The 26,293-nt window shown below is 63.0% G+C and carries 24 protein-coding genes and 1 pseudogene; 13 read left to right on the top strand and 12 right to left on the bottom strand.

Annotation, left to right across the window (positions count from 1 at the left end):
• Positions 1-54: 54 nt before the first annotated feature.
• The 4 genes from KMZ68_RS20040 to KMZ68_RS20025 are packed head-to-tail and all read left to right on the top strand — an operon-like array spanning position 55 to position 3,921.
• Positions 55-1,941 (top strand): ABC transporter permease, encoded by a 1,887-nt coding sequence (locus tag KMZ68_RS20040; RefSeq protein ID WP_215612899.1) that lies wholly within the window; start codon positions 55-57, stop codon positions 1,939-1,941.
• Entirely contained in the window at positions 1,938-2,729 is a 792-nt protein-coding gene (locus KMZ68_RS20035; protein WP_215612898.1) for an ABC transporter ATP-binding protein, read from the top strand. Before KMZ68_RS20040 ends, KMZ68_RS20035 begins: the two co-directional genes overlap by 4 nt.
• The gene (locus KMZ68_RS20030; RefSeq protein WP_215612897.1) at positions 2,726-3,430 is read left to right on the top strand and encodes an ABC transporter ATP-binding protein; all 705 of its coding nucleotides are present in this window, start codon (positions 2,726-2,728) and stop codon (positions 3,428-3,430) included. Before KMZ68_RS20035 ends, KMZ68_RS20030 begins: the two co-directional genes overlap by 4 nt.
• Positions 3,431-3,465: 35 nt before the next feature.
• On the top strand, positions 3,466-3,921 hold the full coding sequence (locus tag KMZ68_RS20025; RefSeq protein WP_215612896.1) for a MarR family winged helix-turn-helix transcriptional regulator: 456 nt from the start codon (positions 3,466-3,468) through the stop codon (positions 3,919-3,921).
• A 103-nt stretch (positions 3,922-4,024) separates the two neighbouring features.
• On the opposite strand, the gene KMZ68_RS26165 is transcribed toward KMZ68_RS20025, so the two are convergent.
• The 7 genes and pseudogenes from KMZ68_RS26165 to KMZ68_RS19995 form a co-directional block, all read right to left on the bottom strand.
• Positions 4,025-4,159 (bottom strand): hypothetical protein, encoded by a 135-nt coding sequence (locus tag KMZ68_RS26165; RefSeq protein WP_256443686.1) that lies wholly within the window; start codon positions 4,157-4,159, stop codon positions 4,025-4,027.
• Between the two features lie 148 nt (positions 4,160-4,307).
• Positions 4,308-5,387 (bottom strand): annotated as a pseudogene (locus tag KMZ68_RS20020) (amidohydrolase family protein); the annotation flags it as partial.
• 39 nt (positions 5,388-5,426) lie between these two features.
• Positions 5,427-6,011, bottom strand: coding sequence for a hypothetical protein (locus tag KMZ68_RS20015; RefSeq protein ID WP_215612895.1), 585 nt, complete (start codon positions 6,009-6,011; stop codon positions 5,427-5,429).
• Between the two features lie 17 nt (positions 6,012-6,028).
• Positions 6,029-6,871 carry a hypothetical protein gene (locus KMZ68_RS20010; RefSeq protein WP_215612894.1) on the bottom strand — a complete coding sequence of 281 codons (843 nt, stop codon included), beginning with the start codon at positions 6,869-6,871 and terminating at the stop codon, positions 6,029-6,031.
• Positions 6,872-6,970: 99 nt separating this feature from the next.
• Positions 6,971-7,237, bottom strand: a complete 267-nt coding sequence (locus tag KMZ68_RS20005; protein ID WP_215612893.1) for a hypothetical protein — start codon at positions 7,235-7,237, stop codon at positions 6,971-6,973.
• Between the two features lie 705 nt (positions 7,238-7,942).
• Positions 7,943-9,682, bottom strand: coding sequence for a hypothetical protein (locus KMZ68_RS20000; RefSeq protein WP_215612892.1), 1,740 nt, complete (start codon positions 9,680-9,682; stop codon positions 7,943-7,945).
• Positions 9,683-9,849: 167 nt separating this feature from the next.
• Positions 9,850-11,046: an amidohydrolase family protein gene (locus tag KMZ68_RS19995; protein ID WP_215612891.1), complete on the bottom strand. Its 1,197-nt coding sequence runs from the start codon at positions 11,044-11,046 to the stop codon at positions 9,850-9,852.
• 146 nt (positions 11,047-11,192) lie between these two features.
• On the opposite strand from KMZ68_RS19995, the gene KMZ68_RS19990 reads away from it, so the two are divergent.
• The gene (locus KMZ68_RS19990; RefSeq protein ID WP_215612890.1) at positions 11,193-11,966 is read left to right on the top strand and encodes a ferredoxin--NADP reductase; all 774 of its coding nucleotides are present in this window, start codon (positions 11,193-11,195) and stop codon (positions 11,964-11,966) included.
• A gap of 141 nt (positions 11,967-12,107) precedes the next feature.
• Here the strand turns inward: KMZ68_RS19990 and KMZ68_RS19985 are convergent, their stop codons facing one another.
• The gene (locus KMZ68_RS19985; protein ID WP_215612889.1) at positions 12,108-13,013 is read right to left on the bottom strand and encodes an NAD(P)-dependent oxidoreductase; all 906 of its coding nucleotides are present in this window, start codon (positions 13,011-13,013) and stop codon (positions 12,108-12,110) included.
• A 185-nt stretch (positions 13,014-13,198) separates the two neighbouring features.
• On the opposite strand from KMZ68_RS19985, the gene KMZ68_RS19980 reads away from it, so the two are divergent.
• Entirely contained in the window at positions 13,199-14,182 is a 984-nt protein-coding gene (locus KMZ68_RS19980; RefSeq protein ID WP_215616409.1) for an ABC transporter substrate-binding protein, read from the top strand.
• 80 nt (positions 14,183-14,262) lie between these two features.
• Positions 14,263-15,957: a dihydroxy-acid dehydratase gene (gene ilvD / locus KMZ68_RS19975; protein ID WP_215612888.1), complete on the top strand. Its 1,695-nt coding sequence runs from the start codon at positions 14,263-14,265 to the stop codon at positions 15,955-15,957.
• A 27-nt stretch (positions 15,958-15,984) separates the two neighbouring features.
• Here ilvD and kynU read toward each other — a convergent pair whose 3' ends face one another.
• Complete coding sequence (kynU, locus tag KMZ68_RS19970; protein WP_249779423.1) at positions 15,985-17,187, bottom strand: kynureninase; 1,203 nt, start codon at positions 17,185-17,187, stop codon at positions 15,985-15,987.
• 204 nt (positions 17,188-17,391) lie between these two features.
• On the opposite strand from kynU, the gene kynA reads away from it, so the two are divergent.
• The 6 genes from kynA (at position 17,392) to KMZ68_RS19940 (ending at position 22,504) form a co-directional block, all read left to right on the top strand.
• Entirely contained in the window at positions 17,392-18,249 is an 858-nt protein-coding gene (gene kynA / locus KMZ68_RS19965) for a tryptophan 2,3-dioxygenase (protein WP_215612886.1), read from the top strand.
• Positions 18,246-18,869: an arylformamidase gene (gene kynB / locus KMZ68_RS19960; RefSeq protein ID WP_215612885.1), complete on the top strand. Its 624-nt coding sequence runs from the start codon at positions 18,246-18,248 to the stop codon at positions 18,867-18,869. Before kynA ends, kynB begins: the two co-directional genes overlap by 4 nt.
• Positions 18,870-19,040: 171 nt before the next feature.
• A complete protein-coding gene (locus KMZ68_RS19955; protein ID WP_215612884.1) occupies positions 19,041-19,886 on the top strand; it encodes an ABC transporter ATP-binding protein in 846 nt (281 codons plus the stop codon).
• Positions 19,883-20,668, top strand: a complete 786-nt coding sequence (locus KMZ68_RS19950) for an ABC transporter permease (protein WP_215612883.1) — start codon at positions 19,883-19,885, stop codon at positions 20,666-20,668. Before KMZ68_RS19955 ends, KMZ68_RS19950 begins: the two co-directional genes overlap by 4 nt.
• On the top strand, positions 20,665-21,432 hold the full coding sequence (locus tag KMZ68_RS19945) for an ABC transporter permease (RefSeq protein WP_215612882.1): 768 nt from the start codon (positions 20,665-20,667) through the stop codon (positions 21,430-21,432). The genes KMZ68_RS19950 and KMZ68_RS19945 overlap by 4 nt, the downstream gene beginning before the upstream one ends.
• Before the next feature lie 25 nt (positions 21,433-21,457).
• Positions 21,458-22,504, top strand: coding sequence for a peptidase M29 (locus tag KMZ68_RS19940; protein ID WP_215612881.1), 1,047 nt, complete (start codon positions 21,458-21,460; stop codon positions 22,502-22,504).
• Between the two features lie 165 nt (positions 22,505-22,669).
• Here the strand turns inward: KMZ68_RS19940 and KMZ68_RS19935 are convergent, their stop codons facing one another.
• From KMZ68_RS19935 to KMZ68_RS19925, 3 genes are read right to left on the bottom strand one after another with little or no spacing between them, the layout of a single operon-like run.
• On the bottom strand, positions 22,670-23,620 hold the full coding sequence (locus KMZ68_RS19935) for a 3-hydroxybutyryl-CoA dehydrogenase (RefSeq protein ID WP_371741482.1): 951 nt from the start codon (positions 23,618-23,620) through the stop codon (positions 22,670-22,672).
• Between the two features lie 41 nt (positions 23,621-23,661).
• Positions 23,662-24,756, bottom strand: a complete 1,095-nt coding sequence (locus KMZ68_RS19930) for an NAD/NADP-dependent octopine/nopaline dehydrogenase family protein (protein ID WP_215612879.1) — start codon at positions 24,754-24,756, stop codon at positions 23,662-23,664.
• Positions 24,753-26,288: a class I adenylate-forming enzyme family protein gene (locus tag KMZ68_RS19925; protein ID WP_215612878.1), complete on the bottom strand. Its 1,536-nt coding sequence runs from the start codon at positions 26,286-26,288 to the stop codon at positions 24,753-24,755. The genes KMZ68_RS19930 and KMZ68_RS19925 overlap by 4 nt, the downstream gene beginning before the upstream one ends.
• Positions 26,289-26,293 lie beyond the last annotated feature (5 nt).

Genomic DNA, 26,293 nt, shown 5'->3' with positions numbered 1-26,293 from the left:
CGCCGTCTCGAAGGATGAAGCCCATGAACCAAAATGCGCTAACCCGGACCGCCAATGGCCTTTTACTTCGTCCAGTTCCTGACCGGCCTTGCCAGCGCGGCGTCGCTGTTTCTGGTGGCGTCCGGCCTGTCGATCATCTTTGGTGTGACGCGGATCGTCAATTTCGCCCATGGCGCGTTCTACATGCTCGGCGCCTATGTGGCGTTCACGCTGACCGAACGCTTTTCCGGCGCGCTCGGCTTCTGGGGCGGCATCGTGGTTGCCGCGCTTGTGGTGGCCGCGGTCGGCGTGCTGGTCGAGATGGTGCTGCTGCGGCGGATCTATCATGCGCCGGAATTGTTCCAGCTGCTGGCCACTTTCGGCCTCACCCTGATGGTCGAGGATCTGGTGGTCCTGATCTGGGGGCCGAGCGATCTCCTGGGCCGCCGCGCTCCCGGCTTCAAGGGCGCGGTCGATTTCTTCGGCCAGAACATTCCCTCTTATGACCTGTTCCTGATCGCGTTCAGTCCGATCGTGCTCGGACTGTTGTGGCTGGTGTTCCAGCGCACGCGCTGGGGCATCCTGGTTCGCGCCGCAACCCAGGACCGCGACATGGTGGCAGCGCTCGGCGTCAACCAGAAATGGCTGTTTACCAGCGTGTTCGCGCTCGGGGTATTCCTCGCAGCAATGGGCGGCGCGCTGCAGATTCCGCGCGACGCGGTGCATCACGCGCTGGATTTGCGGATCATCGTCGACGTGTTCGTGGTGGTCGTGATCGGCGGCCTCGGCAGCATCGTCGGCGCCTTCGTCGCCGCCGTTCTGGTGTCCGAACTGAATGCGTTCGGCATTCTCATCTTCCCGAAGATTTCCATCATCCTGGTGTTCCTGGTGATGGCCGCGGTGCTGATCGTGCGGCCGTGGGGCCTGTTCGGCAAGCCGGAAGCCGCCGCGCGCCGCACGCCGGGGCTGACCGTCAATCCCTGGCGTCCGCTGACCTCGAATGAGCGTCTGGCCGCGATTGCCGCGCTGGTCCTGGCGGCGGCGCTGCCTTTGGTCGGCGGCAACTACGCGCTCACGGTCGGATCCGAAATCGCGATCTTCGTGATCTTCGCCGCCAGCCTGCATTTCCTGATGTCGGTCGGCGGGCTCGCCTCGTTCGGCCATGCCGCCTATTTCGGGCTGGGGGCCTACGGCATCGCCTTCCTCGCCAAGATGGCCGGCCTGCCGATGATCGTCTGCCTGCTGCTCGGCCCGCTGTTGGGATGTCTGGGCGCGGCGTTGTTCGGATTCTTCGCGGTTCAGCTCTCCGGCGTCTACTTCGCGATGCTGACGCTGGCGTTCGCGCAGATCGTCTGGTCAGTCGCATTCCAGTGGGTCGCGGTGACCGGCGGCGATAACGGCATTCTGGGCGTCTGGCCGGAGAAATGGGCGGCGGGGCCTGCGAGCTTCTACTGGCTCTCCATCGCGGTGGCTGCGGCGGCGGTGGCGGCGCTGCGCATCATCGTGTTCTCACCGTTCGGCTACGCGCTGCGGGCGACGCGCGACTCCTTGCTGCGCAGCGAGGCTGTCGGCATCGACGCCAAGCGCATCCAGTGGACCGCCTTCGTGATCGCCGGCACCGTCGCCGGCATCGCCGGCGCGCTGTTCGCCTACCTGAAGGGCAGCGTATTTCCCGACAGCCTCGGCATCTCGCTGTCGGTCGATGCGCTGGTCATGGTGCTGCTCGGTGGGGTCGAGACCGTCTCCGGCGCCGTGATCGGCGCCATCGTCTACAAGGCGCTCTCGATCTGGCTGGTCAGCCAGACCGACCTGTCGAAACTGGTGCTGGGCGGCTTCATCGTGCTGATCGTGGTCGCCTTCCCGAAGGGCATCGTCGGCATGCTGGAGACGATCAGGCATCGCCGCCGCGCCGGGACAGAGAAGTCCGCGATCGTCACTCCCCGGATAGAGGCCGCCGAATGAGTACCGCGCCCACACTGCTGTCGGTCGAAGGCCTGAGCAAATCCTATGGCGGCGTCCACGCCGTGCGCAGTGTGTCGTTTTCACTGAGGGCCGGCGAGATCCTGGCGCTGATCGGCCCCAACGGCGCGGGCAAGAGCACCTGCTTCGACATGCTCAACGGCCAGACCACGCCCGGCGCCGGCACCATCCATCTGCTCGGCGAAGAGACCACCGGCCGGAAACCGCGCGAGATCTGGCGGCTCGGCGTCGGCCGCACCTTCCAGATCACCGCGACCTTCCCGACCATGACGGTGCGCGAAAACGTCCAGGTCGCGCTGGTGTCGTATGGCCGGCAGTTGTTCAATCTGTGGGTCTCGGCGCCGAAATTCGCGCGCGAGGAAGCCGGCCGTCTGCTGGAACTGGTCGGCATGGGCGGCTATGCGGAGCGGCCCTGCGGCGAGCTTGCCTATGGCGACCTCAAGCGGCTGGAACTGGCTATCGCGCTCGCCAACCAGCCGAAACTGCTGCTGATGGACGAGCCGACCGCGGGCATGGCGCCGCGCGAGCGCATCGAGCTGATGCGGCTGACCGCCAAGATCGCGCGCGAGCAGTCGATCGGCGTGCTCTTCACCGAGCACGACATGGACGTGGTGTTCGAGCATGCCGACCGCATCCTGGTGCTCAATCGCGGCACGCTGATCGCCGAAGGCTCGCCCGAGGAAGTCCGGCGCAACCCGCAGGTCCGCGCAGTCTATCTCGGCGAGGGCCTGGTCTATGACATCAGGCACCGCGAGGGAGCATCGGCATGAAGCTCGCAGTCGAGGGGCTCAACAGCCATTACGGTCCCGCCCATATCCTGTTCGACATTTCCCTCGAAGTCGGCGACGGCGAGGTGGTGGCGCTCTTGGGCCGCAACGGCGCCGGCAAGTCGACCACCTTCCGCTCCATCGTCGGGCTGGTCGAGCAACGCACCGGCCGCATCGTGTTCGAGGGCGATGACGTCTCGGATCAGCCGACGCACGCGATCGTCAGCCGCGGGCTCGGCTACGTGCCGGAAGAGCGGCGCATCTTCACCGATCTCACGGTCGACGAGAATCTCGAAGTCGGCCGCCAGAAGGTGCGGCCGAACGCGCCGCACTGGACCCGCGAAAAACTGTTCACGCTGTTTCCGAACCTCGCCGAGATGCGCAATCGGCCGGGCGGCCGCATGAGCGGCGGCGAGCAGCAGATGCTGACCATCGCGCGCACCCTGATGGGAAACCCGTCGCTGGTGCTGCTCGACGAGCCCTCGGAAGGCCTGTCGCCGAAGATCGTGGAGCAGATGGTGGAGGCGATCCTGACCATGAAGAAAGCAGGCGTCAGCATCGTGGTGTCGGAGCAGAACCTGCATTTCGCGCGGCTGATCTCCGATCGCGCCTATATCATCGAGCGCGGCCGGATCTGCTTTTCCGGCACCATGGCCGAACTCGACGCGCGTCCGGACATCAGGGACACCCATCTGGCGCTATGATGGCGACGGCGGAAAAAAAGGGGCGGGCAACGCACATGGCCAGGAATGTTTCGCCGAAACGGAGCCTGAAAACGTCGAAGCCGCCCTACGTGCTGGAGGAGCAGGTCGGCTTCATCCTGCGTCAGGTCTGGCAGCGCCACGCCACCATCTTCGCGAAGGAAATCGGCATCAACCTGACGCCGACGCAGTGGGCGGCGCTGGCGAAACTCACCGAGACCGGGCCGTGCTCGCAGAACCAGCTCGGGCGGCTGACGGCGATGGACGTCGCCACCATCAAGGGCGTGATCGACCGGCTCACCGCGCGCGGCCTGACCGAAACCAGCCCCGATCCCGCGGACGGCCGCCGTTTGCTGGTGAGCCTGACCCGCGCCGGCCAGAAGATGGCCGACAAGGCGATGCCGAACGCGCTGGCGATCACGCGGGAAACGCTGGCGCCGCTCGACGCCAAAGAGCGCGAGACGCTGATGGCGCTGCTGAGCAAGCTGCGGTGATTGGTTCGTAGGGTGGGCAGAGGCGCTCTTGCGCCGTGCCCACCATCTTTTCCTTATCGTTGCCGTGGTGGGCACGCTTCGCTTTGCCCACCCTACGCTTTCCTTATCGTTCCTGCTCTTTGTTATTCTTGTCCTTCGATTTCGATGAATTCGCGATGCGCTCCAGCAGCTTCAACAGCTCCGCGGTTTCGTCGTCTTTCGGCTTTGAGGGTTTGGGGAAGGGTATCACGTCAGACATTGGTTGGTCCCTTACTCGATACGTCCGCGCCATAGCTCCCTTCTCGTCTGCGATTGCCGCGTTTCTGCGACATCAGATCTTTCCTTGATCCGGAGTCCGCCACAATTTTCTCAAACTTGGCTCGGCGTTGCCGGGCGAGTTGCGCCGATCAGTGCCCTACAATCTCCGGCACCTTGCCCGCCGGCGGCGTGTTGCGGCTGCGCTGGGTGCGGATGATGCCGTCGATGATGGTCATGCCGATGCCGGGGAGGTCGCCGAGCTGCACGCTTTCCAGGATGTTCTTGCCGGGCGAATGCTGCGCCTTGTCCATGATGACGAAGTCGGCCGAGCGGCCGACCTCGATCAGGCCGCAATCCAGCGCGCGCATCCGGGCGGTGTTGCCGGTGGCAAAGCAGAACGCGATTTCGGCCGGCACCTCACCGAGCGAGGACAGCAGCGACACCATACGCAGGATGCCGAGCGGCTGCACGCCGGAACCGGCCGGCGCGTCGGTGCCGAGGATGATGCGGTTGAGGTCGCCCATCTCGCGCGCGGTGCGCAGCGTGAACAGCGCCGAGCGCTCGTTGCCGTTGTGCACCAGTTCGAGGCCGCGCTTGCAGCCCTCGCAGATGCAGCGGATCTGGTCGTCGGGCAGCGCGGTGTGGCCGCCGTTGATATGGCCGACCACGTCGGTGTCGGCTTCCAGCACCACGTCCTTGTCGATCAGGCCGGAGCCGGGGATTGACGGCCCGCCGGTATGGATGGTGCTCTGGATGCCGTATTTGCGCGCCCATCCCACCATCTTGCGCGCGGTCGGGCCGTCCTTGACGCCGCCGAGCCCGACTTCGCCGAGCAGCTTGACGCCCGCCGCGGCGAGTTCCTTGAAGTCGTCCTCGACCATTTCGCATTCGATCACCGGCGCGCCGGCATGCACCTTCACGCCGCCCGGCCGCAGCGTCCAGAACGCGCGCTGCGCGAAGATCGCCATCGCCTTCAAGCCCACGACGTCGCGCGGCCGTCCCGGCATATGCACTTCGCCCGCCGAGATCATGGTGGTGACGCCGCCATGGAGATAGCTGTCGATCCAGTTGGTCTGGTTCTGCCGCGGCGTCCAGTCGCCGGCGACGGGGTGGACGTGGCTGTCGATCAGCCCGGGCGCGACCGTGGTGCCCATGGCGTCGACGATGGTGGTGGCGCCCTCGGCGTCGACGTCTTTCCCGATCGCCGATATCTTGCCGTTCACGGCCACGCTATATTACGCGCACAGCCTGAATCATGTTGGCAAGGGTCAGTAGTTGCTTCGGTAATCAGCGAGGACATCCATCGACGCTCCACAGTAACTGGTGATGTGATCGTGAGCCTTCACCAGTCCGTCGAACTCAACCCGGGTATAGGCGAACAGCTTCTTGCTGACACTGTGTGGGTACCGGAAAGAGTCGCCCTTCGGGTCTGTGTTGTGCATGTGTTTGATAAGCTTCTCAACGTGCAAGCCCCAAGGGTCCATCTCACCAGGCAGCGCGGCCAAATCAAACTGCTGTCGCTTCAGCTCATTCCAGAGGTCCAGAAGGCTGTGCCCGTAGTCTTTGCCAGAATCTCCAGTATAGCTCGCAAACTCTTCAATTGCCCACTTCAGGTGAAGCTCGACTGAATGCCGGGCAACGTAGAACAAAGGCGCCTGAAGCAGCCCATTGTGACGCCACCGCTCTTTTAGCGCTGTTGCCATCTCCCGGAATGCCACCTCGTACGAATAGGCGAAGAACGACAGCGTTTGATCCGACATCGAAGGGGGTTCTTCACGATGCAGGAAGCGCTCAAATTGTGTGGGGATTTCGAAATTGCCGACATCATTCAGCAGATCGAGAAATTCGCCCATCTCTAGCTTTCGTTCCACTATTTCTTCGAAGCGTTCCAAATCTCTTCTGACTTTTCAGCCTCGTGCTTCAACAGTGCATCGAAGAATTCGGCGGACTCTTTCGTATAGCCGCCCTTTTTCTCGCTATCGTCAGCTTGCTTTAGTATCTCTTTCTTGAACAGCACGACTGCTGCAAGCTCTTTGTCCGACAACCAACCACCTTTTTCCGGCATCCATTCGTCGATTACGGCCGAGAGGCTCTTGTTCTCCAACCGGTCCATGGCCTTGAAGTCTGCGTTGGTCTTCTTCGACCATGGGGTTATGAGATCAGAGTGGGCCATCGAAGCATCCGTTGCCGCCTGACTCTGTGTGGCGTGCATTGCGGCCACCAGCTCGGTAGTCTTGAGGGGCGCTATTCCGCGGACCACTCTCGTGAACAGAAAGAAGAAGTCCGCCTTAATCATCTTGACCCATGGCCGAATGATGACCGCCCGCTCCTCCGGCGTAACCTTCAGCTCGACCAGCTGGGCATCTATATCGTCGAGCACGGCCTGCTTCTCCTTCGCAGTAGGCGTGCCAAGACGGTTGCCCCATGAGATCGTCAAATAGCTGGCTCGGGCGCTTATTGCCGCCAGCCTTCGTAGCCTGCCGATGATTTCCTCGGCCCTATCCAACGTCTCACGGAGTTCAACCTGAACCTCCCAGACCTTGAACGTCTTTATTTGCGATAGGAATAGAAAAATGCCGCACACAACAAAAGCAGTGCCTAAACCGGCCGCCGACTTCATGTTGCCTGACCAGGCTTGAAAGGCTGCAAGCAGGAGACAGCCGACGCCCACTACGAAGGCCACAAAGATGTAAATCTCTCTGAGCTTTTCCATGTTATCTGCCGCCACTGGAAGCCTCATAACAAAAAGCCGAGACTCAGTTGATCCGAGAATTCCACCTAAAGGACCCGATATCCCGCCTCGGCTAACATGTCAGCGTTTGAGATACGTCGCAATCAACGTTGCGATAATACCGACAACGCCAATCCCTAGAGCGACCTTGCCTGACTTCCCCGAGCCCATTTGGCGCAATAACAAATAGTAGGTCGGCCACCTGCCGAAATGTCGGACGAGTTCATCTAAAGAATACTTGTCGAGCAAACCCGCTCTCTCTTTCTCAGAGAGAAGTGCCGGTTTGTTCGTCCCATTAGGACGCAATCTTTCGTTCGCCCGTTTAGGCGTTAAGGTACTGTCGCTCATTTTGCGTACAACCTGTAGGTGGCTTTCCACCTAAACAACGCAACACACTTATCTATGTTGCATCGGGACCGTTATCGATTCCTTAGGCTCCGAACCATGTTCGGGTGACACCCTTTCAACATGCGTTCTTTTTCCGCTTTGTCAACAAACTCGGAAAGCCCCTATTTTATAAGGGTTTCTTAAACTACCAATACAACGGCAGACCTATATTGCCTCTGTTTACCGCCAAATGGGACTCTTGTGTTGTTAATTATCTTATAGAGATTCGTGCGCGGCTAGTACATTTCGTAGGAAAATGCAAGATAGATTATCTGGCCCCGGTGTTCTGAACAGATTTCTGACTCGATAAGTGTAACCTCTGCCGGGGTTAAGCTGCGAAGCGGACTGGCCCCTGGATCGACAACGGCAGCTCGTTGAAAAACAGATGGTTTGGCGTCTCGTTCGTCCAACCGATTGTGTGTGCTCTGGCCCGTGCCGGCTTGCCATCGAGCCGGTGCTGAATACTCCGAGCGGCGATCCACCCGACTCCCACGGCTTGTCGGGCTCTTCACGAAAGCAGACATCAGGCTGACGGATCGGCACGTCTGCTGAGTGCCAACAGCCGGCATCGAGCACCGCAAACGCTGCGCGCAGCGAATGCTGGCATTCATCGGCCACCGTTGGTACGCTTCGCCAAATCAACGGACATGGAAGATAACGACAACTTCACTTTGGGCCTGAATCTTTTGGGAAGAGTACCGTCTGTGCGGTGTTGAAAAGTGCCAATGCTGAGTCTAGCAGCGCCTGACTTTCCTTGAGCTTTTGCGTGTAAGCTGACTGGGTGAGAAAGCTGTACACGGTTGCCACGCGATCTGGCACGGCGCTACAATAGTCATCTAAAAATTTCACCAAGCTGAAGTTCTCTAAGGACGCTTCAAGATGCTCCAGGTCAGCCAACGTTAAGATGACCAACTTTTCTACTCGCCGTCCTCCGGGAACAGGTCCGAGTAGTGCGTCAAATTCCTTCGCAAGTACTGCGCCCAAGGTTGCCACCTTGGTGTCATGCGCTATAAGCAGCGGGAAAATCCGGCGGACTTCCTTGAAGTCGTCGCCCTGACCTTTCCAAATATCATTTGTGATAGCGCGAACGATCCTCGCGAGTTGCGAGACGCCTTTTCTTCTCTCAATCGACGACGCGGTCGTTTCGCTGTATTTGAGACGAATTTCTTCAAGAAAATCGTCGCCAAGGATGGCTCCTTCTTTCAACCATACAGACTTAGATTCTGAAACAACTAAATCCTTAACGTCATTGAGAATATTGTCGACCTCGAACTCGCCATCGGCGTCTGCGCCTTTAACGTTGCAAGCAAGACGATCGACTAAGCCCCTTGCACTGGGATAGGCGCGGCGAAGCATATCGCTAACATAATCTTCAAAAGCTAAACCAAACCGCCCGAAAACTTCATTGGCGCTTTGAGCTTGCGCTGTAATCTGGAAAAGTGATCCGATTGAAATCCGCTCGCTGAAAAAGACTGGATCGAGAACGACTGCCGTCTTATTTTCAGTAATGAGAATCGGCCGCGCGCGAATCGCGCGATACCCGGACTTGTCAAAGTCGTTCCATAGGTCTTCCGCAAGCTGTTCAGACGACTGAGATTCGTGGGCCAGAAACTTCGGAAACAGGTCACTATAGGCAGTTGCATTCCCAAAAGTCGCCGGTCGAAAAAAAATATCTTGCTCGGTGCCTATTAAGGCCTTTGTGGAAACGCCTGCGAGGCAAACGAAATATTCTTCAACGGAAAGTCCCGTAATGCGTTTGAACTCGGCCTCAAATTCCGGATACCGCTTCGGAAAATACTTAGAGAAAAAAGCCCAGCCGTGGCCGAGCGTTTCACGTGGGTACGGAGCAGGATTTGCTTCCTCGAACGCTTTCCAAAACGGCCCTGCGGCTTTCAGGCGAGCCTCGTCGATGTTGGCTTCGCCGATGCCGTCAAGCTTGTTCCCAAATATTCTGTTGTTCCAGAGGCCACTCGCGATAAGTGCGCACCTGACGAACTTTGATTTTGTCGCTGCATTTTGAAACGTGTCGCCGTCATTCGTCAGGTTTTTGCAATGCTTCGAAATCCATCGCATCAGCTCAAGGAGCTGCCCTCGGAAGAAGAAAGTGGGTGGAATTTTCCACGCCCCGTTCTTCCAGAATTCGTTGACCTTGTTCCGCTCATCATCATTCAAGGCAAGTTGGATTGCACGCTCCTGCCGCACCCTGATATCTTCGGTTCCTGGCCCCGAAACGATCCGATTGATAAGTGCGCAACAGCAAAGGGCTTCGTCGCGACTAAGGCCCTCTAGCGATTGGACCATGCCTTTTTCGCTGACTTCGATGTCGGGGTAGATAGCCTGCGCTGTGACGAATACGCCAATTTGCGTGAGATTTACGACGGAGGGTTTCCTTGGGAGCAGGATCATTATGCAAATCCGTGGCACGGCTCAAGGCTCATAGGCCGGCCCTTCCTCAAACTAATTGTAATTCCTAGCACTCGATGGTGGACGCTCTCAACCCGGCAAAAATGGCGCACATGCAATGATCGCTAAGGTATGTCCGAAAAGTGTCAAAAGCTCACTTGGCGCGCCGCTCAATGCCCCACGATCTCAGGCACCTTCGTCGCCGGCGGCGTGTTGCGGCTGCGCTGGGTGCGGACGATGCCGTCGATGATGGTCATGCCGATGCCGGGGAGGTCGCCGAGCTGCACGCTTTCCAGGATGTTCTTGCCGGGCGAATGCTGCGCCTTGTCCATGATGACGAAGTCGGCCGAGCGGCCGACCTCGATCAGGCCGCAATCCAGCGCGCGCATCCGGGCGGTGTTGCCGGTGGCAAAGCAGAACGCGATTTCGGCCGGCACCTCACCGAGCGAGGACAGCAGCGACACCATACGCAGAATGCCGAGCGGCTGCACGCCGGAACCGGCCGGCGCGTCGGTGCCGAGGATGATGCGGTTGAGGTCGCCCATCTCGCGCGCGGTGCGCAGCGTGAACAGCGCCGAGCGCTCGTTGCCGTTGTGCACCAGTTCGAGGCCACGCTTGCAGCCCTCGCAGATGCAGCGGATCTGGTCGTCGGGCAGCGCGGTGTGGCCGCCGTTGATATGGCCGACCACATCGGTGTCGGCTTCCAGCACCACGTCCTTGTCGATCAGGCCGGAGCCGGGGATCGACGGCCCGCCGGTATGGATGGTGCTCTGGATGCCGTATTTGCGCGCCCATCCCACCATCTTGCGCGCGGTCGGGCCGTCCTTGACGCCGCCGAGCCCGACTTCGCCGAGCAGCTTGACGCCGGCCGCGGCGAGTTCCTTGAAGTCATCCTCGACCATTTCGCATTCGATCACCGGCGCGCCGGCATGCACCTTCACGCCGCCCGGCCGCAGCGTCCAGAACGCGCGCTGCGCGAAGATCGCCATCGCCTTCAAGCCCACGACATCGCGCGGCCGGCCCGGCATATGCACTTCGCCCGCCGAGATCATGGTGGTGACGCCGCCATGGAGATAGCTGTCGATCCAGTTGGTCTGGTTCTGCCGCGGCGTCCAGTCGCCGGCGACGGGGTGGACGTGGCTGTCGATCAGCCCGGGCGCGACCGTGGTGCCCATGGCGTCGACTGTGGTGGTGGCGCCCTCGGTGTTGACGTCCTTGGCGCGGCCGATCGCGGTGATCCTGCCGTTCTCGGCGACGATGGTGTCGGCGTCGAGGATCGGCTTCTCCAGCGCGCCCGACAGCAACAGTCCGATATTGCGGATCACCAGTTTGGTCGGGCCGGCGGCCTGGGGGGCATCATGGGCCATCGAATTTGTCCTTTTGGTTCAATGCGTTCGGGGCGCCTGATGGGCATCTTGCGCGCGGCTTGACGCCCGGATCAAGCGGGATTATTCATTTGTATACAAATGAATGTGTACAAACGAATTTCCCAAAACTAACCCCGGCGCCGGTCATGAGCAACTTCAATCAGGAAAGCGTCCTCAGCGTCCATCACTGGACCGATACGCTGTTCAGCTTCACCACCACCCGCGACCCCTCGTTCCGTTTCCGCAACGGCGAGTTCACCATGATCGGGCTGAAGGTCGGCGAGAAGCCGCTGCTGCGCGCCTACAGCGTCGCCAGCGCCAATTACGAAGACCGGCTCGAATTCTTCTCGATCAAGGTGCCCGACGGCCCGCTGACCTCGCGGCTCCAGCACCTGAAGGAAGGCGACCAGGTCATCGTCAGCCGCAAGGCCACCGGCACGCTTGTGATCGACAACCTCGAGGACGGCCGCAATCTCTATTTGATCGGCACCGGCACCGGCCTTGCGCCATTCCTCAGCGTGATCAAGGACCCCGAGACCTATGAGCGCTTCGAGAAGGTGGTGCTGCTGCACGGCTGCCGCCGTGTCGCCGAACTCGCCTATGGCGAGATGATCACGGAAAAACTGCCGAACGACGAGCTGATCGGCGAACTCGTCCGCAACCAGCTGATCTATTATCCGACCGTGACGCGCGACCCGTTCCGCAACCGCGGCCGGATCACCGACCTGATCAATTCAGGCAAGCTGTTCAGCGACATCGGGCTCGCCTCGCTCGAACCCGGACGCGACCGCGTCATGATCTGCGGCAGCCCGGCGCTGGTTGCCGACACCCGCGCGCTGCTGTCGGGCAAGGGTTTTGTCGAAGGCAATCACGGCGAGCCCGGCCAGTTCGTGGTCGAGAAGGCGTTTGCGGAGCGGTAGAGCGGGGTGGTACCAGGTTAGGGTCGCGACGGCGGGAAAGTCGAGGCATTCTACTTTGCATGGGGTTGTTTTCGCGATTTTTTATAGAGCCCCTGAGCCGCGCTCTCGAACCGTGAAGGCCCGTCCAGTCGGCCGCTCGCTTCACCCCTTCCTCTTTTCCGACAGCTTGTAGATCTCCAGCGCGTCGGCATCCGCGCCGCGCGCGGATTTGGCCAGCCTGAACAATTGCGCGGCCAATGCCGCCATCGGCACCGGCGTCGAGGTGTCGTGCGCCACGTCGACCACCGTGTCGAGATCCTTCAGCATGGTGGCGATATGGCCGAGCGGCGGCGAGTGGATGCCCTGCGCCATGCGCGGCACGAACAGCTGTAACGGTATGGAATCGGCGAAGCCGCCGGCGAGCGCTTCCGGCAGCCTGACGGCGTCGATCCCGGCATTGCTGGCGAGCCGCGTCGCCTCCGCCAGCACCGCCATTGCGCAGCCGACGATCACCTGATTGCAGAGTTTTGTGGTCTGGCCCGCGCCGGTCGGGCCCATATGCGTGAACCTCTTCGCCATCGCCAGCACATAGGGCCGCGCCCGCTCGATATCGGCGGCATCGCCGCCGGCCATCACCGCGAGCGAGCCTTCTTCGGCGCCCTTGGTGCCGCCCGAGACCGGCGCGTCGATCCACGCCATGCCGGTCGCCGCCTTCAGCCGCGCCGCGATCGAGCGCGCCGCGTCGGGATGGATCGAGGAGAAATCGACGACCAGCTTTCCGGCGCCCTTCACAGCCGCAAGGCCGTCGGGACCGAACACGACTTCTTCCACCGCAGCGGCATCGGTGAGGCACATGAAGAGGATGCCGGCACCGGCTGCGACGTCGCGCGGCGTGGCGGCCGGCTTCGCGCCGGCCTCGACGAGCCCGGCGGCCTTGCTCGCAGAGCGGTTCCAGACCGTGACGTCGTGGCCGGCGTCGAGCAGGCGCCGCGTCATCGGAAGTCCCATCATGCCGAGCCCGAGATAGCCGAGCTTTTCCCGTCCGTCCGTTCCGCCAACCCCGGCCATCCCGTTTCTCCCTGTTGCACCGTGCCCAAAGCTTCGCCACGGTCTGCCGGCTCTACCACAAATCCCGCACATGCCGGCAATGCGGACGGTTCCGGCGGCTTGCCTGATTGTTTGAACCATGAAAGGCTTGGCGCTTCCAATTTGCGATGATGCCTGACGGCATCGGGAAAACGGAGTGGGGCGTGATGCGGATATCTTCGAAGTGGATTTTGGCGGCCGGCGCGGCGGCTAGCTTGTTGGCCGGCGTGAGCGCATCTAGCGCGCAACAGACGATCCGTGTCGGCTGGACCATTCCGGCCGAGGAATCGAAATACTGGATGATGCGCCGGCCTGCGGAATTTCCCGATCTCGGCAAGACCTACAAGATCGAATGGACGCAGTTCCAGGGCACCGCGCCGATGACGCAGGCGCTGGCCGCGGGCGCGCTCGATTGCGCGACCCAGGCGGTGCTGTCGCTGTCGAACGGCGTGGTCGGCGGCGGTCTGAAGGCCTACATCGTCGCCCAGCACGTCTTCGAAAAGCCCGGCGGCTTCTCGGTCTATTGGGCGGTCAAGGACGATTCACCGATCAAGACCATTGCCGATCTCAAGGGCAAGACTGTCGGCATTTCCGTGATCGGCGGCGGCACCCAGGGGCCGTTCAACATGCTCCTGAAGAAGAACGGGATCGACCCGGCCAAGGACATCAAGCTGGTCGAAGTCGGCTTCGCGGTTTCCGAGGACGCGCTGCGTCAGGGCCGCGTCGATGCCGTCAACATGAACCAGCCTTTCGCGGCGCGGGCCGAGGCCAAGGGCGGCACCCGCAAGCTGTTTGCGCTTTCCGAGGTGATGCCGAACATCGTTCATATTCTGGAGGCGTGCCGGGCCGACTTCGTCGACAAGAATCCGGAGCTCGTCAAAGCCTATGTCCGCGATCTCACCTTGGGCATGAAGAAGGCGCTGGCCAATCGCGAGGAAACGCTGAAGGTCGTCTCCGAGCAGTTGAAGGCGCCGATCCCGGTGCTGGAAACCTATCTGCTCAAGGACAACGACTTCGGCCGCGACCCCGGCGCCGCGCCGAATTTCCCGGCGATGCAGAAGATGCTCGACATCTATGCCGAGACCGGAATGCTGCCCAAGCTCGACGTCGCGCAGTTCAAGCACCCGACCATCGTCGCGCCGCTGCAGTAGGGCTTTCTTCCCTTCTCCCACAAGGGGAGAAGGGAAGATATCCGCGTTCGCCGGGACGACGGCAGGGAGAGCTGTAATCCATGAAGAAGTGGCGATCCCGTGTGACGACCGACGGCCTCGATCGTGCGCCCCACCGCGCCTTCATGCGGGCGATGGGGCTCGACGACGCGGCGCTGGCGAAGCCGATGATCGGGGTCGTCAGCATGAAGGGCGAGCAGACGCCCTGCAACATGACCCACGATTTCCAGGTCGATGCCGCCAAGGCGGGAATCGCGGAAGCCGGTGGCACGCCGCGCGAATTCGCCACCATTTCGGTATCCGACGGCATCAGCATGAACCATGAGGGCATGAAGTTCTCGCTGCTGTCGCGCGAGCTGATTGCCGACTCGATCGAATCCGTCGTCCACGGCCTCGCCTACGACGCCCTGATCGGCTTCGGCGGCTGCGACAAGACGTTGCCCGGCGTGATGATGGGAATGATCCGCTGCAACGTGCCGTCGATCTTCATCTATGGCGGCAGCGCGCTGCCCGGTCGCTTCGAAGGCAAGACCCTCACGGTGCTGGATTCCTACGAGGCGGTCGGCGGCTTCATGACCGGCGAGATCGATGCGGCGACGCTCGAGGGCATCGAGCGGAGTTGTTTGCCGACGATCGGCGCCTGCGCCGGCCAGTTCACCGCCAACACCATGGCGATGGTGTCCGAGGCGATGGGGCTGACCATGCCCAACGTGTCGATGATACCCGGCGTCTATGCCGAGCGGGCGCAGGTGGCGCGTCAGGCCGGGCGGCTGGTGATGCAGATGCTGGAACGCGGCGGACCGCTGCCGCGCGAGATCGTCACCCGAAAGGCGCTGGAAAACGGCGCCGCCATCGTCGCCGCCACCGGCGGTTCCACCAACGCCGCGCTGCATCTGCCGGCGTTGGCCAACGAAGCCGGCATCGCCTTCTCGCTGGACGATGTCGGCGAGGTGTTTGCGCGCACGCCGCTGATCGGCAATCTGCGCCCGGGTGGCAAATATACCGCCAAGGACGTCTACGATATCGGCGGCGCCGCCGTCGTGATCCGCGCGCTGGTCGAAAGCGGCCACATCGACGGCTCGTGCCTGACGATTACCGGCAGGACGATCGCGGAGGAGTATGGCGGCGCCAATGCGCCGGACGGCGAGATCATTTTCAGTGTCGGCAAATCGATCATGCCCGACGGCGGCGTCGCGGTGCTGAAGGGCAATCTTTGCCCCGACGGCGCCGTCATCAAGGTGGCCGGTCTGAAGAATCTCGTGTTCGAGGGAACTGTGCGGGTGTTCGAGGACGAGGAGCAATGCGTCGCCGCCGTGCGCAACCGGAAGTACGCCGCGGGCGAGGTTCTCGTCATCCGCAACGAAGGCCCGGTCGGCGGGCCCGGCATGCGCGAGATGCTGGGCGTCACCGCGCTGATCTACGGGCAGGGGATGGGCGAGAAGGTCGCGCTGATCACCGACGGGCGCTTCTCCGGGGCGACGCGCGGGATGTGCATCGGCTATGTCTCGCCGGAAGCCTTCATCGGCGGCCCGCTGGCGCTGGTCCACGACGGCGACCGTATCCGGATCGACGCCGCGGCGCGACGTATGGATCTCCTGATCGACGACAACGAGTTAGCGAGGCGGAGGCAGGTCTGGCAGCCACGGCCGCCGCGGCATCGCGCCGGCGCGCTCGCCAAATATGCGCGCCTGGTCGGGCAGGCGCCCGGCGGCGCCGTTACCCATGATGGCGCGGCGGAATGGCCGTGGTTCGATTGACACGACAGCTTTCGGTTTCGTGCCGCCTCAGGTGACGCCGGCAACCTGATTGTAGCGGGGATCGCGCCAGACTTCTGCGTCGATGCACGAAGCCAGGATGTCGGCCGCATCCCAGACATCCACGAATCGCACGTAAAGCGGCGCGAAGCCGAAGCGCATCAGATCGGGGGCCCGGAAATCGCCGATCACGCCGCGCTCGATCATGGCCTGGACGACGGCAAAGCCCTTGTCGAAGGCGATCCCGACCTGACTGCCGCGCAACGATGCCTGGCGGGGCGTCACGATGTCGAGGCCCGGCAGGAGTTCCGCAACCCGCGACATGAAGAGTTCGGTGAGCGCGAGGCTCTTCTGCCGCAGGGCAGCGACCTCGACGCCCTCCATGGCATCGAGCGCCGCATCCACGCCGCGCATTGAAATGATCGGCTGGGTTCCGCAGAGGAATCGCTTGATGCCGGCATCAGGCCGGAAGTTGCGATCGAAGGCGAAGGGGGCGGCATGACCCCACCAGCCCGACAGCGGATGCTGCGCGGTGGCCTGGTGGGTCTTTGCTACCGCGATGAAGGCCGGAGATCCCGGACCGCCGTTCAGATATTTGTAGGTGCAGCCGACCGCGAAATCGATTGCATGACCGTCGAACGCGATCTCCACCACGCCGATCGAATGGCAGAGATCCCACACCACCAGCGCGCCGGCGTCGTGAAGCTGTCGGGTAATGGCGGCCATGTCGAGCAGCTCGCCGGTGCGATAATTGACATGCGAGAGCACGGCGACCGCGACATCGCGGTCCAGCAGCGCCTCGACTGACGGGCCATCCGTGCCGATCAGCCGGCGCTGCATCGGGCGGCCCGCGGACTTCATGGCGCCTTCGACGATATAGAGGTCGGTCGGGAAGGAATCAGCCTCGGCGATCACCACGTTGCGATCCGGCCGCAATCCGATGGCGGCATGGATCGCCTTGTAGAGATTGATCGACGTGGTGTCGCAAACCAGCGTTTGCCCCGGAGCGGCCCCGAGCAGTGTCCCGACGCGGTCGCCGAGCTGGACCGGCATGTCGAACCACCCGGCGCTGTTCCAGCTCCTGATGAGGTCGTGGCCCCATTCCTGTTCGATGGTGCGGTTCAGCGCCGCTGCCGCATTTCGCGGCATCGGGCCGAGCGAATTGCCGTCGAGGTAGATGACGCCTTCGGGAATGACGAAACGATCGCGGAAGCCGCGAAGCGGATCAACCAAATCGCGCGCGACGCACGCATCGCGCGAAATCATCGAGGCGCAAGACATCTTCGAAGCCTAACAAGACATCGTCGAAGCCTAATCCCGATTGACAGCAAAAGTCTATCCTTTTAGGCTTAAAATATCGTCCGCGAGCGCTGCAGGTCGGTGTCGATGCCGAAGCACCTCCGTTGTTTTGCGAAGCTGGGATAGGGCAGGCATGACATGCCCGAAAAGGACATTGGCCCTGAAGATATCGTCGGCTCGTCGAATGGCGCGGACGCGATGAGCCAGCGCAGGGAAATGTCGTATTCCGACTACCTCCAGCTCGACAGGATACTGAAGGCGCAGCAGCCGCTTTCCGCCGCGCATGACGAGATGCTGTTCATCGTCCAGCACCAGACCTCCGAGCTCTGGATGAAGCTCGCTATCCACGAGTTGAACGCCACTTGCCGGTTGATTGCGGCGGACGATCTGCAGCCGGCCTTCAAGACATTGTCGCGGGTATCGCGCATCTTCGAGCAACTCAACTCCGCCTGGGACGTTCTTCGCACCATGACGCCCAGCGAGTACACGGAATTTCGCGGATCGCTCGGGCAATCGTCCGGCTTTCAGTCCTGGCAATACCGCATGATCGAGTTTCTCGTCGGCAACAAGAATGCCGCGATGATCGCTGTTCATCAGCACGACAACGCTATTGTCGATCGGCTCGAAGCCGTCCGCCGGGCCCCGGGCATTTACGATCTCACCATACAACTCCTGGATCGGCGCGGCCTCGGCATCGACAAGGCCGTGCTCGAACGCGACGTTTCGGTATCGCATGTCGCAAGCGACAGCGTCCTGAGTGCGTGGCTGACGGTCTATCGGGATCCGGCCCGGTACTGGGAACTATACGAACTGGCTGAAAAGCTGGTGGATTTCGAAGACTATTTCCGCCGCTGGCGCTTCAACCACGTTACGACCGTCGAACGGGTGATCGGATTCAAGCGTGGCACCGGCGGCACTTCGGGTGTCTCCTACCTGCGCAAGATGCTGGACGTCGTGTTGTTTCCGGAGCTCTGGCAGGCCAGGACCCAACTATGAAGGAGCTGATCGACATCTCGCCGGCGCTGCGCGTCGGCATGGGGGTATTCCCCGGCGATGCGCCTTTCGCCGTCAGCCAGACCTTCACGATCGGGCCGGACTGTCCGGTCAACGTTGCCAGCATCGCGATGTCGACGCATTGCGGCGCGCATGTCGATGCGCCGCTGCACTACGATCCCGCCGGCGCCAGCATCGACGGGCTGGATCTCGGCGATTTCATCGGCCCGGCAAGGGTTGTCGACGCCCGCGGCAATGACCCGTTCTGCCACTTTGAGGAGATCGCCGCCGCCCTCGACGGTGCTCCGCCGCGGCTGCTTTTCAAATTGATGGACAGGGGCGATCAAATGGCCTGGCCGACGGGTTTCCGCACGCTGGCTCCGGAAACCTTGGAGCGCCTGGCGCTTCGCGGGACGCGGCTGATCGGCGTGGACGTGCCGTCCGTCGATCCGGAGACCTCGAAGGATCTCCCGTCGCACATGGTTTGCCGGCGGCACGATATTCGCATAGTCGAGAATCTCGTACTGGCCGACGTGACACCCGGCGACTACGAGTTGATCGCGCTGCCGTTGAAGCTCAGCGGCCTTGACGCGGCGCCGGTGCGCGCGGTGCTCAGGAGGTGAATGGCCGTACGCGACGGCGTTCTGGCAACGGAGTTCCGGCAACAGCACGCCGGCGCCGGCGATGCCAAAATCGACATCGCCAAGCCCGGCCGGGTTCCGCTATGCTCGGTTCGACTGAAGGAAATGGGGAAGGCGGGCGTGCTTGACGGACCTATGCCGAGAGATGCGGGAATGAAGGTAGTGCCATCGCGGCCGGATGTTCGGACTGAGCTGGCGCCGGCGCGCGGGCAGGCCTCCGCCATGATCGAGATCGATGGTGTCTCGCAGGTTTTTCGCACCTCCGGCCGCCAGGACCATCTGGCGTTGTCGGATATTTCGCTGACAATCGAGGATGGCTCCTTTGTCTCGATCCTCGGTCCCTCCGGTTGCGGCAAGTCGACGTTGCTCTATATCGTCGGCGGTTTCGTCAATCCGACCGCAGGCGTGGCGAAGGTGAAGGGCAAGGCGATCACCGGGCCCGGTCCCGATCGCGGACCGGTGTTCCAGGAGTTCGCGCTGTTTCCCTGGAAGAGCGTGCTCGGCAATGTGATGTACGGCCCGCGCCAGCAGGGCGTGAAGCCGGCGGAAGCCGAGGCGCAAAGCCGGGCGCTGATCGAGATGGTCGGGCTCAAGGGCTATGAGCATTTCTACCCGAAGGAATTGTCCGGTGGCATGAAGCAGCGCGTCGCGCTGGCCCGCACGCTCGCCTATCACCCCGCGGTGCTCTTGATGGACGAGCCGTTCGGCGCGCTCGATGCCCATACCCGCACGCGGTTGCAGAATGACCTGCTCAACATCTGGGAGCGCGACCGCAAGACGGTGCTGTTCGTCACCCATTCGGTCGACGAGGCGGTGTTCCTTTCCGACAAGGTCGTGGTGATGACGCGCTCGCCCGGGCGCATCAAGGTAACAGTTGATATCGACCTGCCGCGCCCGCGCCGCCGCTCCGAGCTGCTGCTCGATCCCCGTTACCAGAAATACGTGGTCGATATCGAGCGCATGATCGACGACACCGGCGCCGACGAGTTGCGGCCATGATCGCGGTGCGCGGCATCGTTTCGCGGCTGGCGCCGCTGCTCGCCTGCCTCGGCCTGCTCGGGATCTGGCAGGTCGGCGCGCTGATCCTGAATACTGAAAGCTTTCCGACCGCGGTCGAGGCGATTCGCGCGGTGCCCTCGATCCTCGGCGACAGGGAATCGCTGATCAACATCCTCGACTCGCTGCGCCGCATGGCGATTGCCTTCGCCGTCGCGCTGGCCGTCTCCGTTCCGCTCGGATTGATGATGGGCCGCTCGCGCGCCGTGGCCTCGTTCTTCAATCCGTTGCTGATGATCACCTATCCGGTGCCGAAGGCGGCGCTGATGCCGATCATCATGCTGTGGCTCGGCGTCGGCGATCTCGCCAAGATGCTGGTGATCTTTCTGGGCGTCAGCCTGCCCGTGATCTATCACAGCTTCCAGGGCGCCAAGGCGGTCGAGGAAAAGATGCTGTGGTCGGGCGCCGCGATGGGGCTGTCGGCGGCGCAGCGCATGATACGGATCGTGCTGCCGGCGGCGCTGCCGGAAATTCTCACGGGATGCCGCACCGGCCTGGTGCTGGCGCTGATCACTATGGTCACCTCCGAGATGATCGCGCGGCAGTCCGGCGCCGGCAACATCCTGTTCAATTCGCTCGACATGGGACAATACGACACCGTCTACGCCATGATCATCATCATCGGCGCGATGGGGATCGGTCTCGACGCCGCGTTCGAAAACCTGCGCAGCCGGCTGGTCAAATGGTCCGAGCCGGGCTTCGACATACCCTTGAGCTTTGCATGAACGCGCGCGCGCTCACCGCGGATGTTCTGTTAGGGATCGCGCCGATCGCGCTGCTGGTCGCGTTGTGGCAGGCGATTTCATCGTTCGGCTATGCGCCGGTGACGCTGTTGCCGCCGCCCGGTCAGGTGTTCATGCGGCTGGCGCAGCAGCTCGCCACCGGCACCTTCCAGCACGAGATCGCCGCCACCCTGTTCCGGCTGTTCGCGGGATTTTCCGTCGCGGTGATATCAGGCGTCGGCATCGGCCTTGCCGCGGCCGCGAGCCCGGCCGTCAACGCCGTGGTGCGGCCGATCGTGCGGGTGCTGGCGCCGCTGCCCAAAGTGGCGCTGTATCCGGCGCTATTGTTGCTGCTCGGCTTCGGCCATGAATCCAAGATCACGCTGGTCGCCGCGGACGCGCTGTTTCCGATCCTGCTCTCGACCTATTACGGCGCCTCGATGGTGGAGCAGAAGCTGATCTGGTCGGCAATGGCGGCGGGAACACCGCGCCGCCAGATCCTGCTCAAGGTGGTGTTGCCGGCGGCGATGCCCTCGATCCTCACCGGTTGCCGCATAGGGCTTGTGATTTCCTGCATTGTGGTGTTTCTCGCCGAAATGATCACCTCGACCGAGGGCCTCGGCCATCTCCTGGTGACGGCGGCGCGGACCTTCCAGGCGGTCGACATGTTCGTGCCGCTGATCACGATCTCGCTCTTGGGACTGATCCTCAACGGCCTGCTGCAGGGCCTGCGGTCCTGGCTGCTGCGCGGCTTTCCGGAAGTGTGATGCAATTCTTGAAGTGGAGATGGATATGTTCGCAGATCGCATAGAGGCGAAGTGGATCGACGCGTTCTGCGAGATTTTCGAGCGTTGCGCGGTCAAGCCGGGTGACACCGCGGCGATCCTGTCTGAGACGCAGTCGCGCGCGCTCAACATTCACCTCGCCGAGCTGGCGCTGCTGCGGATGGGCGCCAAGCCGTTTCACATCGTGGTGCCGACGCCGCGCAACCGCGAAGCTGTCCCGATCCGCTCGACCGGCGCCAGCATTGCCATCCAGAAGCTCGGGCCGGTGGTCTCGGCGCTGCAGCAGGCCGGATTCGTGGTCGACTGCACCATCGAGGGGCTGATGCACGCGGCGGAGACGCCGGAAATCCTGAAAGCGGGCGCGCGCATTCTCAACATATCCAATGAACACCCGGAGGCGCTTGAACGCATGGTGCCGGATACCGCGCTGGAAAAGCGCGTTCGTGCGGCCGTGAAAATGCTGCGCGGGACCAAGCGCATGCGCGTGACTTCCAAGGCCGGCACCGAGCTCGACGTCGATATGGTCGGCGCCTCCACCGCCGGCGTCTGGGGCTGGACCGACCGGCCGGGCACGCTGGCGCACTGGCCCGGCGGCATCGTCGTCAGCTTTCCCAAGAGCAAGACCGTCAACGGCACGATCGTGATGGCCCCCGGCGACATCAATCTCACCTTCAAGCGCTACCTGACCTCGCCGATCAAGATGACGCTGAAGGACGATTATGTCACCGACCTCGAAGGCGAGGGTACCGATGCGGCGATGATGCGGTCCTACCTCGCGGCATGGGGCGACCGCGAGGCTTATGCGGTGTCGCATGTCGGATGGGGCATGAATCCCGGCGCGCGCTACGAAGCGCTGACCATGTACGACCAGCGCGACACCAACGGCACCGAGCTGCGCGCGGTTTCCGGCAACTTCCTGTTCTCTACCGGCGCCAATGAATTCGCCGGACGCTACACCTCGGGGCATTTCGACCTGCCGATGATGGGAACCACCATCGAGCTCGACGGCGTCGCCGTGGTGCGCAACGGCGTGCTGCAGGACGTGTTCGGGTAAATCGTCAAGACTCCGAACGAGCCACACACTCCGCGTCGTCCCTGCGAACGCAGGGACCCATAACCATGAGTGCTGGCGTTTGGCTAAAGCCGTCCAACAGCGCCCTGCACAACAAGCGACGCGGCGTATGGGTCCCTGCGTTCGCAGTGACGACGATGAACCAATCTACTCGCCGTCCAGCACCGGCGGCCGGGCCAGCCCGAAATGCCTGAGCAGTTCGACCATCTCGGCGAGGCGCTTCTCGCGGTAGGCATCGACGTCGAGGCCGGAATAATCGAGGAAGCCGGCGCCGGTGCGCATGCCGATGCGGCCATCGCGCATGTTGTTCGAGATCACTTCGGGCGCGCGGTAGCGGTCGCTGTGCAGCGCGCCTTCGAGATAGCGGCTGGCGTAATAGAGGATGTCGCCGCCGCCCCAGTCGATGAATTCCAGAAGACCCAACACCGCATAGCGGAAACCGAAGCCGTAGCGGATCGCCTTGTCGATATCCTCTGCGCTGGCGACGCCTTCCTCGACCATCCGCGCCGCCTCGTTCATGGCGAGCGCCTGGATCCGCGGCACGATGAATCCGGGCGTGGCCGCGCACACCACCGGCACCTTGCCGATGCCTTCGAGCAGCGCCCTGACCCGTGCGGTGACATCCGGATCGGTCGCAGCACCCGGCGATATCTCGACCAGCGGGATCAGATAGGCGGGGTTGAGCCAGTGCACGTTGAGGAAGCGGTTGGGATTCTCGACCGCGCCGGAGAGATCGTCGACCAGAATGGTCGAGGTGGTCGAGGCGATGACCACGTCAGGCCCGACGCATTTCGACGCCGCCGCCAGCACCTCGCGCTTCAAGTCGACCACTTCAGGCACGCCCTCGAAGACGATCCCGGCGCCGGCGAGCGCGGCAGGCATATCCCGCGCGGGCGTCACCGAGACGCGGGCGATGACGGTGTCGGCGTCATGCTCGGCCAGTAATCCGAACCGCGCCAGGCTCGCCAGCGTCTTCCTGATCTCGCCGAGCGCCTCGGCCTGGAGCGCCGCGAAGCCGTCCGGGGAACGCTCCTTGACGTCGATCATGGTGACGGCGTGGCCGGCATAGGCGAAGGCCACCGCGATGCCGCGGCCCATGCGGCCGGCGCCGAGGCAGGCGATGGTGGCGCGAGGCCCGGTCATCGGCCAAAGCCCTCGCGCAACAGGGTCTGCAGCGCGGCGCGATCGAGATGGCCGAGCCCGAGAGCTGCGAGCGTGCGTCCGCTTTCCGAAAAATCCTCGCCGCAGATCGCGCCGCCGATGGCCAGAAAGCCCCTTGCCAGCGGCGTCGCGACGCCGGCCAGTCCGGCCACCGACACCAGAAACGACAGACCGAGATGCAGATCCTCGCGCATATAGCGATGCTCCCGGAGCACGATCCGCTCGCGCCAGTCGCCGGAATCGGTCAGGCGGTCGTGCGAGCCGCGGCCGTACATCCATTGCTCGCCTTCGCTGGCGTAATGATGCGCCAGCGGAAAATGCGGGGCGCCATAGCCAAGACCTTCGCGCACCGCGATGCGCTCGGCGTCGAGCGCGTCGGTGACCCGGCGGATCGATCCTTGCGTGCCTTCCTTGTGAATGTCCCAGCGCTCGAAATGCTCGATCGGGCCCGCATTCATCACGATCAGCGGCGGGTGGATGATCGGCCCGGCATTCATCAGCGCGCCCGACAGCGCGTCGCCGCAGGGTTCGATCACGCCCGGAAAAGCCCGCCCGATCACGTCGAGCGCATGAGGCGCGGCATCGAGCGGGAATACGCCGACCGGCAGCCGTTTGGCACGGATGGTGATGGCGACTTCGAACGGCCCGTGCTTGCGGGTCAGCCAGGGCAGCGTGCCGGTTTCGGCGAAGCTGACGTTGGCACGATTGCCGGCGTCGTGCGCAGCCTTGGCAAAGATCATCGAGCCGAAGGTGGCCGGCGGCAGGAACACCACCTGGCCGTCGGCGAGATGCGGCGCGATCAACCGCGCGATATCGGACTGGGCAAAGGCCGGGGCGGGACACAGGATCAGCTCGGCGCCGCGGATAGCCTCGGCGATGTCGGTGGTGACCAGCGCCAGTTGCACGTCGTGCCGGCCATTGATGTCTTTGAGCAGGATGCGGGAGCCCGTCGCGCGATGCTGCGCGACCTCAGCCGCGTCGCGCCGCCACAGCCGGACGTCATTGCCCTGCAAGGCAAAATCGCCAGCGGCCGCGAACGAACCATTGCCGCCGCCGAGCACTGCGATCTTCAAATGGCTTCTCCTTGCGAGGATTCCGGCGCGTCGAGCCGGCGCAGCATGAAGTGCTGCACCTTGCCCAGAGCCGTGCGCGGCAGGTCGTCGACGAAAACGATATCGCGCGGCACCTTGAAGCGGGCGAGCTCAGTCAGCACATGCGCCTTGAGATCCTCCGCCTCGACCGAACATCCCTTGCGCCGGATCACGTAGGCGACCGGCACCTCGTCCCATCTGGGATCGGGCCGGCCGATCACGCCGCATTCGACGACGTCGGGATGTTCCAGCAGCACGCGCTCGACTTCCGCCGGATAGACGTTTTCGCCGCCGGAAATGATCATGTTCTTCTTGCGGTCGTGGACATAGAAATAGCCGTCGGCGTCGCGCAGCCCGATGTCGCCGGTGCGGTACCAGCCGTCACGCAGCGCCTCGCGGGTGGCTTCCTGGTTGCCCCAATATTCGTAGAACACGTTGGGGCCGCGCACCGCGATTTCGCCCGGCGTGCCCGGCGGCAGCTCGGCGCCATCGTCGTCGATGATGGTGGCTTCGCAGCACAGGCCGGGAAGGCCGGTCGAGCCGATGCGCGAGAGATCGCCGCCGAGCCGGGTATAGACCGCGACCGGGCAGGTCTCGGTCGAGCCATAGACCTGCAGCACTGGCACTCCGCGCGCGACGAAGCGCTCGATCAGATGCGGCGGCACGATGGTCGATCCGGTCGAAATCGCCTTCAGCGAGGACAGGTCTGTCGTGGCCCAGCCGGGATGCTCGGTTACCGCCTGAATGGTCGCGGGCACCAGCACCGTCAGGGTCGGCCGGTCGCGCGCGATAGTCGCGAGCGTCGCATCCGGCGTGAAGCGCGGATGAATGGTCACGGTAGCGCCATGGTGCAGCGCCGGCGTGGTCTGAATGTTGAGGCCTCCGACATGGAAGAACGGCAGCACGGTGAGCACATGATCATCGGAGGTGAGGCCATGCATGTGCTGGCTCATCACTCCGTTCCACAGCAATGCCTCCTGCCGCAGCACCGCGCCCTTGGGCCTGCCTGTGGTGCCGGAGGTGTAGACGATCAGCAGCGGACAGGTGAGATCGGTGTGCGGATTGCGGCCATCGCCGCGGGCGCGGGTCAGCAACTCGTCGAATGCGCTGCCCTGCAGTGGCGCGAAATCGAGCCCGACGATGCTGGCCTCGGGCAGGCTGGTTTCCAGGGCGGGGAGGACTTCCGCGAAGGCCCGTTCCAGCACCAGCACCTTCACCGAAGCATCCGACAGGATGAACAATTGTTCGGCCACCGCGAGCCGCCAGTTCAGCGGCACCAGCATGGCGCCGAGCCGCGCGCAGGCATAGAGCAGCACGAGGTAATCGGGCCGATTCTGGCTGAGGATCGCGACGCGGTCGCCGCGGCTGACGCCGTATTCGGCCTTCAGCGCCTGCGCGGTCTGCGCGATGCGGGTACCAAACGCCGCGTAGCTCAGAACCTCGCCCTCGAAAATGGTCGCAGGCTTGTCCGGCGTGAACGCCGCGTTCCGTTCGATGAGATCGGAAAGGTCCATCTCGA

The organism is Bradyrhizobium sediminis (genome assembly GCF_018736105.1).
Lineage (GTDB): Bacteria > Pseudomonadota > Alphaproteobacteria > Rhizobiales > Xanthobacteraceae > Bradyrhizobium.
The sequence above is the reverse complement of the archived record's forward strand: the minus strand, read 5'-3'. Positions and strand labels throughout refer to the sequence as shown.